The sequence below is a fragment of the Bacillus sp. S14(2024) genome (assembly GCF_050473785.1).
GTDB classification, from domain to species: domain Bacteria; phylum Bacillota; class Bacilli; order Bacillales; family Bacillaceae_G; genus Bacillus_A; species Bacillus_A yunxiaonensis.
Map to the genome: position 1 here is coordinate 2,168,507 of NZ_JBFLUP010000006.1, position 15,919 is coordinate 2,184,425.

The 15,919-nt window shown below is 35.2% G+C and carries 16 protein-coding genes and 4 pseudogenes; 16 read left to right on the forward strand and 4 right to left on the reverse strand.

All coding sequences use genetic code 11. The features are described 5' to 3' along the window. The first annotated feature begins 41 nt into the window (after positions 1–41). From AB1279_RS11300 to AB1279_RS11310, 3 genes are all read left to right on the forward strand, one after another. Positions 42–716 carry a 4'-phosphopantetheinyl transferase family protein gene (locus AB1279_RS11300; protein ID WP_377884923.1) on the forward strand — a complete coding sequence of 225 codons (675 nt, stop codon included), beginning with the start codon at positions 42–44 and terminating at the stop codon, positions 714–716. A 15-nt stretch (positions 717–731) separates the two neighbouring features. Beyond that, entirely contained in the window at positions 732–1,457 is a 726-nt protein-coding gene (locus AB1279_RS11305) for a thioesterase II family protein (RefSeq protein WP_429758807.1), read from the forward strand. A gap of 338 nt (positions 1,458–1,795) precedes the next feature. Then, positions 1,796–2,044 carry a hypothetical protein gene (locus tag AB1279_RS11310; RefSeq protein ID WP_429758808.1) on the forward strand — a complete coding sequence of 83 codons (249 nt, stop codon included), beginning with the start codon at positions 1,796–1,798 and terminating at the stop codon, positions 2,042–2,044. A 156-nt stretch (positions 2,045–2,200) separates the two neighbouring features. On the opposite strand, the gene AB1279_RS11315 is transcribed toward AB1279_RS11310, so the two are convergent. Together AB1279_RS11315 and AB1279_RS11320 are read right to left on the reverse strand one after the other, a co-directional pair. Beyond that, positions 2,201–4,513 (reverse strand): M20/M25/M40 family metallo-hydrolase, encoded by a 2,313-nt coding sequence (locus tag AB1279_RS11315; protein ID WP_429761363.1) that lies wholly within the window; start codon positions 4,511–4,513, stop codon positions 2,201–2,203. Positions 4,514–4,582: 69 nt separating this feature from the next. Further along, entirely contained in the window at positions 4,583–4,762 is a 180-nt protein-coding gene (locus tag AB1279_RS11320) for a hypothetical protein (RefSeq protein WP_429758809.1), read from the reverse strand. Between the two features lie 89 nt (positions 4,763–4,851). On the opposite strand from AB1279_RS11320, the pseudogene AB1279_RS11325 reads away from it, so the two are divergent. Next, positions 4,852–4,935 (forward strand): annotated as a pseudogene (locus AB1279_RS11325) (IS6 family transposase); the annotation flags it as partial. A gap of 632 nt (positions 4,936–5,567) precedes the next feature. Here AB1279_RS11325 and AB1279_RS11330 read toward each other — a convergent pair. Beyond that, positions 5,568–5,924: pseudogene (locus AB1279_RS11330) on the reverse strand (DUF3914 domain-containing protein). A 339-nt stretch (positions 5,925–6,263) separates the two neighbouring features. On the opposite strand from AB1279_RS11330, the pseudogene AB1279_RS11335 reads away from it, so the two are divergent. From AB1279_RS11335 to AB1279_RS11380, 10 genes and pseudogenes are all read left to right on the forward strand, one after another. Continuing rightward, positions 6,264–6,410, forward strand: a pseudogene (locus AB1279_RS11335) (terminase gpP N-terminus-related DNA-binding protein); the annotation flags it as partial. Positions 6,411–6,907: 497 nt separating this feature from the next. Continuing rightward, positions 6,908–7,021 (forward strand): annotated as a pseudogene (locus tag AB1279_RS11340) (replication-relaxation family protein); the annotation flags it as partial. Between the two features lie 257 nt (positions 7,022–7,278). Then, positions 7,279–8,046 (forward strand): IclR family transcriptional regulator, encoded by a 768-nt coding sequence (locus AB1279_RS11345; protein ID WP_429758810.1) that lies wholly within the window; start codon positions 7,279–7,281, stop codon positions 8,044–8,046. Next, the gene (pxpB, locus tag AB1279_RS11350) at positions 8,046–8,753 is read left to right on the forward strand and encodes a 5-oxoprolinase subunit PxpB (protein WP_429758811.1); all 708 of its coding nucleotides are present in this window, start codon (positions 8,046–8,048) and stop codon (positions 8,751–8,753) included. The genes AB1279_RS11345 and pxpB overlap by 1 nt, the downstream gene beginning before the upstream one ends. Continuing rightward, positions 8,750–9,748, forward strand: coding sequence for a biotin-dependent carboxyltransferase family protein (locus AB1279_RS11355; protein ID WP_429758812.1), 999 nt, complete (start codon positions 8,750–8,752; stop codon positions 9,746–9,748). The genes pxpB and AB1279_RS11355 overlap by 4 nt, the downstream gene beginning before the upstream one ends. Next, positions 9,745–10,500 (forward strand): 5-oxoprolinase subunit PxpA, encoded by a 756-nt coding sequence (gene pxpA / locus AB1279_RS11360; protein ID WP_429758813.1) that lies wholly within the window; start codon positions 9,745–9,747, stop codon positions 10,498–10,500. Before AB1279_RS11355 ends, pxpA begins: the two co-directional genes overlap by 4 nt. A gap of 27 nt (positions 10,501–10,527) precedes the next feature. Further along, positions 10,528–11,223 (forward strand): DUF969 domain-containing protein, encoded by a 696-nt coding sequence (locus tag AB1279_RS11365; RefSeq protein WP_429758814.1) that lies wholly within the window; start codon positions 10,528–10,530, stop codon positions 11,221–11,223. A gap of 1 nt (position 11,224) precedes the next feature. Next, positions 11,225–12,187: a DUF979 domain-containing protein gene (locus AB1279_RS11370; protein WP_429758815.1), complete on the forward strand. Its 963-nt coding sequence runs from the start codon at positions 11,225–11,227 to the stop codon at positions 12,185–12,187. Between the two features lie 14 nt (positions 12,188–12,201). Further along, positions 12,202–12,849, forward strand: coding sequence for a pyroglutamyl-peptidase I (gene pcp, locus AB1279_RS11375; protein WP_429758817.1), 648 nt, complete (start codon positions 12,202–12,204; stop codon positions 12,847–12,849). Between the two features lie 68 nt (positions 12,850–12,917). Further along, a complete protein-coding gene (locus AB1279_RS11380; protein ID WP_429758818.1) occupies positions 12,918–13,649 on the forward strand; it encodes an NAD-dependent protein deacylase in 732 nt (243 codons plus the stop codon). A 76-nt stretch (positions 13,650–13,725) separates the two neighbouring features. Here the strand turns inward: AB1279_RS11380 and AB1279_RS11385 are convergent, their stop codons facing one another. Next, on the reverse strand, positions 13,726–14,028 hold the full coding sequence (locus tag AB1279_RS11385; protein WP_429758819.1) for an iron-sulfur cluster biosynthesis family protein: 303 nt from the start codon (positions 14,026–14,028) through the stop codon (positions 13,726–13,728). Positions 14,029–14,358: 330 nt separating this feature from the next. On the opposite strand from AB1279_RS11385, the gene AB1279_RS11390 reads away from it, so the two are divergent. After that, positions 14,359–15,420, forward strand: coding sequence for a M4 family metallopeptidase (locus AB1279_RS11390; RefSeq protein WP_429758821.1), 1,062 nt, complete (start codon positions 14,359–14,361; stop codon positions 15,418–15,420). Positions 15,421–15,458: 38 nt separating this feature from the next. Beyond that, a complete protein-coding gene (locus AB1279_RS11395) occupies positions 15,459–15,776 on the forward strand; it encodes a protealysin inhibitor emfourin (RefSeq protein WP_429758823.1) in 318 nt (105 codons plus the stop codon). Positions 15,777–15,919: the final 143 nt, after the last annotated feature.

Sequence of the window (15,919 nt, forward strand, 5' to 3'; positions counted from 1 at the left end):
TCCTTTTAAAAAGGAAGTGATTTATCATACAAATTCACGCTGTGAAAATACCAAAGAATATTGAAAAACATTTGTTTAATCAATTTAGTAACTTGATTTCAAATGAGAAGAGAGAACGAATGAAGCGTTTATTAAATTTATGCGACATTAATAGGACTTTGATAGGAGATTTACTAATCCGTTCCCTAATTTGCCAAAAATATAAAATTAATAATGAAGAAATTAGATTTATATATAATGAGTACGGAAAACCTTTTGTTGAAAATCTTTCTGACTTTCATTTTAATATTTCGCATTCAGGAGAATGGGTGGTCTGTGCCACTGCAAATTCTAATGTAGGTATTGATATAGAAAAAGTTTCAGAAATAGAGGCTCTTAAATTAGCAAATGAATTTTTTTCAGAGGAAGAATTTTATGATTTATCTAATATAGATTCTGATGAACAAGTCAATTATTTTTATGATTTATGGACATTAAAAGAAAGCTATATAAAAACAATTGGGAAAGGACTTTATATCCCGTTAAATTCATTCTCTATAAAAAAAGATTCACGAACTTTAATTTCATACAAGAATATATCTCAAAACTTTTACTTTAGACAATATAATATTGAGGCAAATTATAAGGTAGCTGCTTGTGCAACACGTGATGAATTACCGCAGGAGATAATAATTAAAGACATTTATACAATTGGACAAAATATAAACAAATTTTAAAGTAAGGAGAAAATAATGAAGAAGACTAAACTTTTTTGCGTTCCACATGCTGGGGGATCTGCGTTTAGTTACTCAAAATGGAAAAATTACTTTAATCCATATATTGAGGTAGTCCCAATAGAGTTAGCTGGTAGAGGATATAGAATTGAAGAAAACTTGTATCAAAGTATGGAAGAGGCCGTAAATGATGTCCATAATAGTATAGTTAAGCAGCTAGATAATTCGCCCTATATTCTATACGGGCATAGCATGGGAAGTTTGATCGCCTATGAAGTAGCCAAAAAAATACAGGATTCTAATAACGTATTGCCTGAATTTCTTGTTTTGTCCGGTAGAAATCACCCAAATAGTAAAATAAAAAATATCCGACATAATCTATCTAACGAACAATTAAAAAAAGAAATTATTGCAATGGGGGGTACACCATCCGAGGTACTTCAATCAGAAGAGTTAATGGAAATTTTTCTCCCCATTCTAAGAGCAGATTTTAAAATTGTGGAGACATATATACATGACAACAATAGACAAGCATGTGATATTGATTTTCTTATATTTAATGGAAAAAACGATGAATTTACTACATATGATGAGGTGATAAAATGGGAGGAATATACAAATAATTTGTGTACATTTCACTCTTTTGAAGGTAGACATTTCTTTCTATATGAAAATATTCAAGAAATAGCCAATATTATAAAAAAAGCACATGAGTTGATTATTCCAAAACGTAGGAGTATATAGTGTCTGAAATTTCTACACTTACAGATGTACTCGTTTATGATAGGACTGGATTAGGAAAAAGCGAAAAAGCCCGAATCTTAGAACAAGTACATATAGGGTAACAGATTGGAAAGAAGCCCTTATTCGATTGAATATTAGGCCTCCTTACATCTTGGTAGGACATTCTTTGGGCGGGGTAAATGTACGCATATATACGTCTTAAGGTTCTAGTGCAAAAACACTTGATAGAGACATAGAACCTATATGGACTGTTCAATGACAGTTTATGATGCAATTCCAAACAATTGTAAATGACGCGATTGCAATTGCCCATCCAACACAACTGCAAGAAAAGAAAAATGAAGAATATAAGTGCAAAACGAAACAATAAAAATACACCCCATGTAAATGGAATGTATTTAGGTGATAAGGTGAAAGTATTTGGACAAGTAGGATTTGTGCCAGGATTTACAGGGAAAATGGTATACGTACAAGATATAAACGGACAATATATTCAAAATCCTTCTAAATCTTATAAGCAAGTGAAGATGTCAGATATAGAACGTATACACCATACGAACAATTGGCAGTTCTTACAAATCAGTTAGGCTATACCTAACAGAAATTCATCCCCACCTTACCGCTGGGCTTTTGCCCGTCACGCGCTTGAAGATGGAAACTTCTTTCGGAAATACGTTAAAAGGCCGACATATACTAGTTTGGAGAATCAAACATTGTATATGTCGGCCTTTATTTAATAATCATTAATGTTTAATCGTTTTCATGATGTATGAATTATCCCCATAGGTACTGTATTTTGACGACCGTTCCCCTTTTGATTCTGGAATGCTGTAAGAACGATCGGCTATCATCCACCCTATAGAATCTTTAGCATTTACGGTTACCTTTACATGTAACTCTTCGGCTTGACTTAGAACGTAATTGAATTCAAATGGCGATTTCATTGTGAATTCTTTTTGCTTCAACTCCACTTCTTTTCCATTGATGATCAGTTGAGATACATTTATCGTTGAAAAAGATTTCATTAACAATTCTTCAGCATTGCGATTCGTTTTCAATTGGTATTCTATTGTCCGCTTGGCACCTTCAACCTTATCAGATAATACCGTCACACTAGGTGCTTCCATGTCATATAAATCAGCTTGGGTATAACTTGCATCCCAGTTTAAAATAGGAAAAAATTCTGACGTATGGCCTTTCTTCACATTTTCATTAATATAATTCGATGTATATTCATCTAATGGCTGACGGGCCGCCCAATATGCTTTGTTTGAATCTGCATCCATAAAATAAGCAATATCGCTTGCTTGTGGATGTTCCGCTGTCGGCATGTTTTTTAGATTGATACTGTTAGTGATCATGACCAATAATCCTGTAACTAAGAAGATGGATGGTATCACCCAATTGAATTTTATTTTTAAGGTGGTGAAAATAGATACCAGCATGGCACCTAAAAGAGAAACAAGGACCATGAGCACACCAGCTATATGCATGGACATGAGTTCTTTAAAGAGATAAATAACTGGTGATAGAATAAGGAATGCTGGGACGGCAAAACCAGCTGTAACAAGATAACTTTTCCATGAATGCTCATCTAAACGAATCAAAATATTAACGCAGATTAGAGCAAATAATAGTGGCCACGCAAACACATAACTGCCTGCTTGGAGCAAAAAACTCGAGGCAGCTAAAAGGATTAACCAAAGAAATAAGGCACCCATCATTAAGCTGCCTGTTTTGATTTTTTTATGAGCCAGCCCATAAAGGATAGTCAAGAAAGCAAAGATAATAATGGAAAAACTGATGAGATAAAGGGTACCAACCATCTTATCGGTTCTCATTAACCATTCTTGATCCGTAAAAATAAAGGTGAGTACAGACCATAATCCTGATCCGATGGCAAAAGACCCGATGATGCCAATGATGAAAACAAGAAAACCTGCAAATGTTCCAAGAAGGGATAGTTTCTTAAGCCAATATCCATGTATGGCCGTAGCGGCAAAAAGAATTACCGCCAAAAGCATAATCGGAATAACAAATTTGTCTGAGTAGGTAATCATGTTGGAACCCAAAATGTTAAAAAAAACTTGATTCCCTTCATGAGCTTGAGTGAGATTGACGTTTCCAAAATGGGTGACAAGATGTAACATATATTCGCCGTGATGCTGGAGACTTTCTAAACTTAGCTCTTGAAAGTTATCGCTGGTTGTATGATAATGGCTAACCCCATCACCAAAGGCAAAATTTAAACCTTTAAGACCGGCTTCTTTAAACACGCTGAAATCAGTATCATTTGGCATTTGCTTATATAAACTATAGAGGAAGGAATGAGCGACAGGTGTGTAAGTATGTTGAACGAACTCCTTAACTAGCCAACTATTGTTATCACTTGTTTCAAACATAAAAGAGGAGCCTTCGTTTCCCCGTGCCTCAAAGTTTAACACTAATCCGACATCATTTACCCAAGGATGTCCCTCTACAAATGCTTTTGCTCCAAGTAATCCATTTTCTTCTCCGTCTGTTAAGAGTATAATGACATCGTTTTGAAGAGGTGCCATTTCCTTTAAGGCCCTTACTGTTTCGATGATGGCAGCCACTCCGGCACCATCATCTGCTGCACCTGGTGATCCTGATTCAGAATCATAATGTGCAACAAGCATAATCGCTTTTGTAGAGTTCGTTCCTTCTATTTTGGCAACAATGTTTTCCACTGTGCCGCCTACTATCCATCTACCAATACTATTTAAAGAATTGGCTTTTTGGATTTCAGGATTTAATCCTAATTCTTCTAAACTGTGAACAAGATAGTCTCGAACTCTGTCATGTTCTACCGATCCAAGAGGATGTGGTTTTACAGCAAACTCTTTTAAATGGGAGAGCGCTCTCTCTGCAGAAAACTTATTTGCTGAACCAGTAGCTGGTACAACCTTTGGTGGCTGAAGTTGTAATAAACTCACAAAAATAGTTCCAATAAGAATAGCCACAACAGTAATGAAAATAAGTGCATTTTTTTTCGTGTCTTCACGAGCTTGTAGCTTCGTTTGGGTAGATGGCACTGGTTCCAATTAAAATTCCTCCTTAAAGTTGAGAAAAATTTTTTTTAGCGAAGTATAAAGTGTAAACAATCAACCAGGGACGATTTTAGATAAAGCAAGTAAATTCAAGTTTTGGCAGCTTCCTTTTTTCATGACTGCCGTATTTCCGTTATTATTCTTGGCAGAATAAGATTGAATTTTGTTTTTTTGGAATAAATGTGGTGGTTTGTTCTGTTTTTTGCCTTGCTCTTGGTTTGTTGATACCTGCATTATATAGTCTCTATATTTATTTAAAATAGGCGAGAATATTCCCACCTCAAGAAATGTGAAGGGCGTAGCCAAATGGTAAGTAGGGGTGAACAATAATTATTTGTTGGGTTCATCAATATGGGTTAGAATTAGATGAAAGAGTAAGATCTCATCTTAAGCTAATAAATGATTTCTAAAGGATGGATGAAACATATTACTACAAGGTTTAAAAAATTCGCACCAAGATTCGGAGCAGAAATAGGAACAGCGTTTAGAGATATTCTTGTTGATGTTGTAAGTGAAACTGTTAAAAAGATAAGCTTTTAAGAAATAGCATCCATAATGGATGCTATTTTCTTTGTTGTATGAAAATTACATAATTACTGAACAAAATGGACATTTGAATAGGGTAGGATATTACAACATTGTAAGGCATATGTAAGGAAAATGAATATCTCTATTCAAACATAATAGATAAACTAACAGTACATATGAATCAACTAAAGATAGTAATTGATAAGGAGTAAATAGATGGCGTGGCTAACATTCATCATCACATATGGATTGTTCTTACTATATTGTGTACATACAGCTGAGGAAGTTGACAAGTTGATGGACTTGCGACCGCGAAACAAACGAAGATAAGAGGACAAAAGATGTGGCGTATCAAATGACAATTTTTAATCATGTTTCCCAGGAAGTGACGAAACGTTATATAGGAATCACACAAGATGAGATTGATGCATAGGGAAAGGAACCCATAAGGATTCCTTTTGTCATTCCGAATAATATAACTTAAACCCATATTTTTAAGATAGCGTTTAAGTTATATTACTTCATTTAATCTAGTTTCATTTACAGATTCAAATGTATTAGAAGAGCTACTTGTAGCATTATTAGGTTCTTTGTCTTTTTCAGAATGGAATTTTTTTGGAATCTATAAAATGATCCATAATGGCACACCTTTGTCTTTTAACATCTTCCACAAATCTACTTCAGTAAACTTATGGTTAGGTTTTTTTGTTTCTTTATCAGATAATCAAATATCAAATTTAATAGAATCATCTGGTTTGTTGTCATTAACTTTATTAGTAGAGAGATTATTTTTATCATTTTCCACGACGTTTGAATGATTTGTTTTTTCAGGTTGATACATTGTATTTATAGACAGTCCAATTCTCACTTTTACACCTCCCTTTAATAATTATATATAAAAATAAAATAGCATTCATTTTTTGGGGTAAAATGTAAATGAAAATTTAAAATACCATTTGTATTAGCATTTACAGTAGCTTAATAGCTGCTTTTTTATTTTACATAAAAAAAGAACTTAAGGAAGCTAGGTTCAAAAGAAAGGATTTGTTAAAAAAGGTACGAAAACAGATTGGAATAACGTGCCAGTTAAATATATAACTATATTAAAGTCATTAGAAATAGTTTTGATATATACAAGAGTTTATCGTATGGATGAATTAAAACATTTTACTTCCTAATGAATATAGAGGTGGTGTGGTGATGTGACGTGAAGCAAAAATACGAGTTGGCACAAGAAGCTTATATGCAAGGAATGAAATATAAGGAACTTGCTGAGAAATATGAAGTGAGCATTAATACAATTAAATCATGGAAGACCAGGTACAATTGGAATCGGAAAAGTGTGCATACAAAATGATAAACCAAAGAAAATGGATGTACTCAAAAAGAAACAAAAACGTAGTCGGTAATCGCAACCCTAATATAGAGTGGATTGTTTGGGCAGAACTTAACGGATTTTACTGTATTGGTGCAAATGAGTGGATTAAGGGAGAATTTGTAATGATTAAGTAAATAACGAAACCCAGCTCCTTTGTGGGCTGGGTTATTTTTATTCTATTTGATGGCCTTTTCCATCGGTATCAAATATATAAAAAGGTTTATTTTCTTGTCCAGCTCGGAATGATACTGACACTTGATCGAAGTCTTATTATTTTTATTCATTTTATCTAATTTAACTATACTTAGATTCACCATAATCTGTTTAACTTGTGAGATATATTTGGAATCTGCTTCAATACTGACAACTAAGTCGTATGTAAAAGCATACTTGTTGTTATATGTACTTATAATATCGCTATCATCTGAAGAAATATCTGAAGAGTTTGTAATTGGAATATAATGAGTGGTTGGAAAGTTCCTGTAATTCATTTTTTTACAGTTACCTATTATCGAGAAAAGAAGCTAGAGCGAATGACCACTAAGTATGATGTGTTTACGAAGATTTATTTGATTCAAGAAATATAAAAGTGCTAACAAGTTTGCAAACGAACTTGCTAACACTTATACAAAAAAGATATAAAATGTCGCTGATATATCCTTGATTATTTATCATATTTTAAAAAGATATCAAGTATTAAAAAATAATCTTGCATAACTATTTTATTCATAATAAAGATAAAAAAACATTGTCTGAATTGAAAGAATATTTTATAATTTAAAACAGATATTCTGTTTCGAAAATTGGAATTAATGTTCCGGAATATGGAACAAAGGAGGACTTCATGAGTTATAACAAAACAGCAGTGAAAACAATGAGCATTTTAGAATTATTTTATCAACATGATACGTTAACGTTAGCCGAGATGGTGAAATTGACTGATATGCCTAAAACATCCGTACACCGTCTTATTAAATCTCTAGAAGAAATGGGTTTGTTGCAAAAAACAATAGATGGTGCATACAGGTTAGGATTTGTTTTCTTACGATTTGGTCAGCTTGTTTCAGAGAGGTTATCTTTACGGAAAATTGCGAAGCCTTATATGAAAAAGTTACAGAAAGAAGTTGGACAAGCAGTTAATTTAATTATTCAGGATGGTAATGAAGCCATTTATATTGAAAAGATTGACGGTGATCAACCTGTACGTGTCTATACAGCTATTGGACGGCGAGCTCCGTTGTATGCCGGAGCGTGTCCACGTATTTTGCTTACATACTTCTCAAAAGAAGAGCAAGAAAATTATATAAACAATACAACTTTTGTTCCATTTGCAAAGGGCACGGTTACAGATGAAAATGAACTACGTAATATGTTGCAAACTGCAAAGGATAACGGTTATACCATTAGTTATTCAGAGCTTGAAAATCATACAGCGGCTGTAGCTGCTCCGATTTTTGGAAGTGATGATATGGTTGTTGGGGGCATGAGTATTTCGGGACTAGAAGCTGAGTATAATGAAACAGCAATTATAAAATGGATTGAAAGTCTTACCCAAACAACGAAGCAAGTATCAATAGAATTAGGATGGAAAGAAAAGAAGGTAGGAGAATAATGAAGTTTTCAGCATTAGGTGATCAAGCAATTGTCGTGACATTTGGACAGAAAATCGATATGGAAATTTATAAACAAGTACAATCTTTATTTGAGGCGTTACAAAATGAACCGTTTGCTGGGATGATAGAATGTGTTCCTTCTTATACATCTGTGACTATTTATTATGATTCCTACACATTGTATAGGGAAAAAAAGATGAATGTGTCACCATATGATTATGTTTGTTATCATGTGCAGTCCCTTTTAAAAGCTGAGAATCATAAGGAAATGAAAGAATATGAATATATATCTATTCCAGTTTGTTACGGCGGAGAATACGGCCCTGATTTGGAAGAAGTAGCAAAGTATCATGGGCTAACAATAGAAGATGTAATTCGTATTCATAGTGAATCCACTTATTTTGTTTATATGCTCGGTTTTACACCAGGATTTCCTTATTTAGGAGGTATGTCGCAACGGATTGCAACTCCCCGAAAACATACTCCTCGATTAAAGATTCCAGCAGGGTCTGTTGGAATCGGTGGAAGTCAAACGGGTATATATCCACTTGAAACACCGGGTGGATGGAATATTATCGGACGCACACCGATCTCTTTATTTCGTCCTCAAAAAGTACCGCCTACTTATCTGCAAAGTGGTATGTATTTACGTTTCATCCCCATAACAGAAACAGAATTTCAGCAATGGGAGGATGAGAATGTATGAATATAGAGGTGTTACAACAAGGAATGTTGACGACTGTACAAGATTTAGGTAGACATACATATCAACAATACGGTGTACCAGTTGGCGGAGCGATGGACACAGTTGCACTTAGAATTGCAAATATGTTAGTTGGGAATGAAGAAGGAGAAGCTGGATTAGAAATTACAATTATTGGGCCAAAGCTGTTAATTAAGCAGACGACATTAATTGCAATTGGCGGTGCGAATATGGAACCGCTTTTAAATGGAAAACGAGTTCCATTGTGGCGCCCGGTATTAGCTAAAGAGGGAAGTATGCTTTGTTTTAAGAAAATTCAGTCAGGATGCAGAGCATATGTAGCATTTGCTGGTGGAATTCATGTTCCAGCTGTAATGAAGAGCAAAAGTACATATATGCGAGCAAGTTTAGGCGGATTGGACGGTCGTGCTTTACAAAAAGGGGATCAATTGCAAATAGGTACACCTTCCCTTTGGGCAAAGCGTCTTATACAGCAGCTTGTAAATGAAAGACGAGATACAACGATGTGGGGAATAAATTCTAATTGTTTACCAAACTATCATCATTGTCCAGAGATTCGTGTCGTGGAAGGGTTAGAGTTTGAAAGATTTACGGGAGAGAGTCTTCGTTCTTTTTTTACAAAGCAATTTAAAATTTCCAATCATGCAGATCGAATGGGCTATCGTATAGACGGGGAGCAGGTAATGGTAGAGGGAAAATTAGAATTGTTATCAGATACTGTGACGCACGGGACAATCCAAGTACCACCTGAAGGACAACCTATTATATTAATGACAGATCGTCAAACGACAGGTGGATATCCACGAATTGCTAATGTAATTTCAATTGATATACCGCTGCTTGCACAATTAAAGCCAGGAGATTATCTATCGTTTTCAAAAATTTCAGTAATAGAAGCACAGAAGCTATATATAAAACAAGAACAAACAATAAATCTTTTAAAAATGTTCATTAAGCTAAAAGGAGAGAAATCATGAAGGTAGTAGATTTAAATTGTGATTTAGGAGAAAGTTTTGGAGCCTATAACATAGGAAATGATGATGCGATTCTACCTTATGTTTCATCAGTAAACATTGCATGTGGATTTCACGCAGGTGATCCTTCAGTTATGCATAGTACAGTTGCAAAAGCGCTAGAATATCGTGTTTCAATAGGTGCGCATCCAGGCTTACCAGACCTTATAGGTTTTGGAAGAAGAATGATGCATGTTTCACCAGATGAAGTGTATGATTATATGATTTATCAAATCGGGGCATTAGACGGGTTTATTCGTGCATTGGGTGGAAAAATGAACCATGTTAAACCGCACGGTGCACTCTATAATCTAGCAGCAGTAAATTCAGAAATCGCAAATGCCATTGCAAAAGCTATTTATAAAGTAAATCCAGAACTTCTTTTATTCGGATTAGCAAGTAGTGAATTTGTGCGTGCAGGAGAAAAATATAATCTTCGTGTTGTGGAAGAGGTATTTGCAGATCGAACATATCAAAGTAACGGAACTTTAACAAATCGTACAGAATCGAATGCATTGATTACAAATGAAGAAGATGCGATAAGACAAGTATTGCAAATGGTGCAAAAAGGGAATGTTCCAGCTGTTGATGGGACTATCGTTTCAATTGCAGCACATACAATTTGTATTCATGGGGATGGCTTGCATGCCGTGGATTATGCGAAAAGCATTTACAATGCACTGCAGCAAGCACAAATTAAAATTTGTGCACCTTAACACGTAGAAAAGACAGGGGGATTACATATGGTGAAATTGATTGGAATTTTACTTGTAGCAATTGGTTTTTTATTCCGACTTAATACATTGTTAGTTGTTATGGTAGCTGGAATTGTAACAGGAATGGTATCTGGTATGTCATTTCATGAAGTGATAAGTTTATTTGGGAAATTCTTTATAGAAAATCGATATATGTCCATGCCAATTCTATTAACACTTCCTGTTATTGGGATTTTAGAGCGTTACGGATTGAAAGAACGAGCGGAAACACTGATTACAAAATCAAAAGGAGCAACGACGGGACGTGTTCTTCTCTCGTATTTTACCATCCGTGAAGCATCTGCAGCGATCGGGCTTAACATTGGAGGACATGCGCAAACAGTAAGACCACTTGTTGCACCAATGGCGGAAGGGGCAGCACATGCTCGTTATGGAAAACTTCCAGACAAGTTAAAAGAAAAAATTAAAGCAACTGCAGCAGCTGCAGAAAATACAGCATGGTTTTTTGGAGAAGATATTTTTATTGCAACAGGAGCTATTTTATTAATGAAAGGTTTTTTTGATTCTGTCGGTATGCATGTAGGTGTATGGGATATGGCACTATGGGGGATTCCAACAGCGATTTCTGCATTTATTGTAAGTTGGATTCGTTTTCGTCAAATTGATAGACATATAGATGACGTTATGAAACAAGAAGAGAATCAAAATAAGGAGGCGATGTAGCGTGAAATTAATTACACTGGATACAATTTATTATCTACTTGGTATTATTGTTGCTTTTATTGCAATTCGTGTTGCTTTTGATCGTCAACATCCGAATCGTTTTGGTTCTAGCTTGTTTTGGGCATTGTTTGCTATTACATTTTTATTTGGAAGTATCATGCCTTCGTTTTATGTCGGTTGTCTCGTTTTAATTATGGTTATTTTAGCATCATTAAATAAAGTAACAAAATCAAATGAACAAGGAGCACCAGTAGCAGAGCGTGTAAAACATGCAGCAAAATTAGGAAATAAAATTTTCATGCCAGCTATATTAATTCCTTTGTTTACTATTATCGGAACGCTCACTCTTGGAAAACTGAAGTTTGGAAATATATTTGTTGTTGATCCTGAAAAAGTAACGCTAATTGCACTCGCATTAGGTGCATTAGTTGCTTTTGCTTTTGCGATGGCTATTACAAAAGCAAAAGTGACAGAGCCAGTTCAAGAAGGAAGCCGTTTATTGCAAGCAGTAGGATGGGCCGTTATTTTACCACAAATGCTTGCTGCTCTTGGCGGAATATTTGCTAAGTCTGGAGTTGGACAAGTAGTAGCGGATTTAGTTGGACAAGTATTGCCGACTGAATATCCATTCGTGGCTGTCATGGCATATTGCTTAGGAATGATGTTATTTACAATGGTAATGGGAAATGCGTTCGCTGCTTTTGCTGTTATTACGGGCGGGATTGGCTTGCCGCTTATCGTTCAAATGCACGGCGGAAACCCAGCGATTATGGCAGCGCTTGGTATGTTTGCTGGTTATTGCGGAACATTGTTAACGCCGATGGCTGCTAATTTTAATATTGTTCCAGCAATGTTATTAGAGCTTAAAGATAAAAATGCTGTTATTAAAGCGCAAGCGCCAGTTGCCGTTGCTATTTTCATCATTAATATGCTTGTTATGTACGCACTTGTATATCGATTTTAAAGGGGGGGGGATTGATGAAAAAAATTTTATTAACAGGATTTGAACCATTTGGAGGAGAAAAAATCAATCCTGCTTGGGAAGTTGCTAAACAACTTGATCAAAAGAGAATAGGAGAATATACAATCGTTAGTAAACAAATTCCTACTGTTTTTCATACATCCTTACAAATGCTAGAATCTTATATTGATGAAGTAGACCCAGCTCTTGTCGTGTGTATTGGACAAGCAGGAGGGCGTTCCGACATTACAGTTGAGCGCGTTGCAATTAACGTAGATGATGCAAGAATTCCTGATAATAAAGGAAATCAGCCGATTGATATACCAGTGATTGAGGATGGTCCAGTGGCGTATTGGTCAACACTTCCCATAAAATCGATTGTGAAGCAACTTCGTGAAGGAGGGATTCCAGCATCTGTTTCCCAAACAGCAGGGACGTTTGTCTGTAACCATCTCTTTTACGGACTAATGCACATATTAGCAAAACAGAAAGATCATATTTCTGGTGGTTTTGTACATATTCCGTTTTTACCAGAACAGGCGAGTGCATATCCTGGGCAACCGAGCATGTCGCTTTCTAACATTACAAAAGGAATAGAGCTTTTAATACAAACAGCTTTGGAAGTAGAAATAGATATAGTAGTAGCAGAAGGTACAACACACTAAGGGGAATTTTCCAAATTGCTGCATATGCCTGTTATAATGAAAGAAGAAATATACAAGAGGTGAATGATGTGCAGCATTATGAAGAAGTGCGTTCTATTATTGACAATGCTAAGAAAATTACAGTGTTAACTGGAGCAGGTGCAAGTACAGAGAGTGGGATTCCAGACTTTCGATCAGCAAACGGTTTGTATGCAGATGCAAATGTAGAAATGTATTTATCAAGAGGATATTATAATCGAAACCCGAAAGATTTTTGGAAACATTATAAGGCAATCTTTCAAATTGAAACATTTCATCAATATAAGCCGAATAGAGGACATGTATTTATTGCGCAGTTAGAAGAGAGCGGAAAAGATCTTGTTGTTTTAACACAAAATATTGATGGACTTCATCAATTGGGCGGAAGTAAACGTGTCATTGATTTACATGGTACATTACAATCTGCTCATTGTCCAAAGTGTCGTACGAAATATAACTTACAATATATGATTGCACATGAAGTACCGCGCTGTGAGAAGTGTAATTTTATTTTAAATCCTGACGTTGTGTTATATGGAGACACATTGCCTCAATTTCAAACAGCCATTGAACGCTTGTATGAAACAGATGTATTGCTTGTAATGGGAACGTCGTTAAAAGTACAGCCTGTAGCGTCATTCCCACAAATAGCAAAACGAGAGATGGGGGCAACGACAATCCTTATTAATGACGAGCGAACGGGGCAAGAATCGTATTTTGATTATGCGTTTCATGAAACAATAGGGGAATATGTGAATGGATTTTTAGACCAGGAGAAGTAAACTAAAAAATTAAAAAGAAGGGCACATATGGAACGATCATATGTGCATTCTCTTTTTTGAACATTACATTTTTATATTATTTTTTCAACGATAAACCATAAACAATCGTTTCACTTGGTGTTGTGATTTTAAAACCTGTATTGTAGTCTAGTGTCATTGTGTTTCCGATATAATCTTTTGTGAAGTCATCAATTTGAACAACAAGCTGTTCGTCTTCAAATACGACATCATTTGCATGATATTCATCGACAATTAAATCGATATTCACATAGACAGTGCATGTATTGCCTATAGTTCCTTTTACCCTAATAACTATTTTCCCTTCGTTTTGTGATTGTTCCAGTTTTTCTTTTGCTGTATTTGTAACACGAATATTCATGTAATCCCTTCCTTTTCTTAAACTCTCATTCTATTATGGCAAAAATATAATAAACCGGCTACTCGGACACATAAGAAAACCTATAAACGAAAGTTAAACATACTATGTTGTTCGTGGGAATACAGATTTCGGCTTTATGGGGTTGAAATAAAGTCACAATGTTTATATAAAATAGGAAAGAAACAAGGAATCACTATATAAATAGTAGAAGAATTATATACAAGCAAGATTAGGCTATTAGAAAAGCTCTACTATAAAGTGTTTCAACTTAATGTAATAAGAGAAAGCTAATCGAGTTGTTTTTACTACTATTAGGAAGGGGTGTAAAACTTGCATACAAAACGGTGTACGCATAATAATTGCAAATGTTTTATTGTACCTAACTATATTTTGGAGAATTTAGCACAAAATGAAGTAGAAGCAGCGCGAATTACTTTAGAGAAAAGCCTAAAAGTTCGAAAACGTAGAATTTTGAAAGAATATGATATTGATGGTGTTGTCTCCTTAACTGATGCTGGAACAGGAACGCGAGGTGAGTCTGCTCGCCATGTATACGATTGCAAAGGGGGAACAAATCTTAGAGTGAATGAGGTTAGAAAAGAAGGAGACAGATCAAGTGGGGATACTGTGGTTAACCATGCGTACGACTATGCTGGAATTGTACGTGACTATTTTAAGAATGTGTTCCACCGTAATTCTATTGATGACAATGGGCTAGATCTCATTCTGAATGTTCACTATGGGCATAACTTTCAGAATGCCTATTGGGACGGTGATGAAATGGTGTTTGGTGATGGAGATGGAATTATTTTTACAAGTTTTTCAAATTCACTCGATGTTATTGGGCACGAGCTTACACATGGTATTACTCAATTCACTAACGGATTAGAGTATGAAGGACAACCTGGAGCTTTGAATGAACATATTTCGGACGTGTTCGGAATAGCAATTAAGCAATCTTATTTAAAGGAAACAGCACGAGATGCGGATTGGCTAATTGGTGCTGATATAATGGGACCAACACTAAAAGGACAAGCCCTTCGTTCAATGAAAGCACCTGGTACTGCATTTGATAACCGACTAATGGGTAAGGATATGCAACCTGATCATATGAAAAATTATTATCAAGGAGATCTTGATCACCATGGCGTCCATATCAATAGTGGCATACCAAACAAGGTGTTTTATCTTGTATCTATGGAGATTGGAACAGATAAGGCAGCTTTGATATGGTATAATGCAATACAAAATTTATTTACAACTACAAACTTCAATCAATTTGCACAAATCGTAATTAAAGCAGCGCAAAAACTTGTTGATAGTGGAGAAGTTCCTAAAACGGCTGCAAAAACAGTAGAATCTGCTTTTAAAACGGTGGGACTGCCTTCTTAGACATATTCTTTATCATGAATTGGAGGCTTAATATTAATATGCATATCCAGTTTAGCTGCATTGGGGGGATCGCTAATCTCCACTTAACCTTTCAGACAAATACGGTCGAATTACCAAAGGAAATAGCTAAGGAATTACTTGATTTAATCAAGCAAGCTAATATTTTTAATCTCAAACCGAGTGAATTAGAGGTTGTTACAACCAAAGGAGCCGATGCTTTTTCTTATCAGCTAAGGATAGAAGATGGAAAAGAGTCAAAATCCTTTTCATTTACCGATGTAACAGCTCCACAGGAAGTGCAACCTTTATTGGATTATTTACGTAATTTGGCGATTGCAGAAAAAATGGAAGAATAATTTCCCTGTTTCAAAGATACTTTTAGGAAATTCGATAGCACCATAAACGACCGTTTATGATGCTTTATTTCTATCTAACTAGAGAAAAGTATTATTCGAATTTGGTTTCAAAAATCATTACCAAAAATAAAAGGACCTAACAT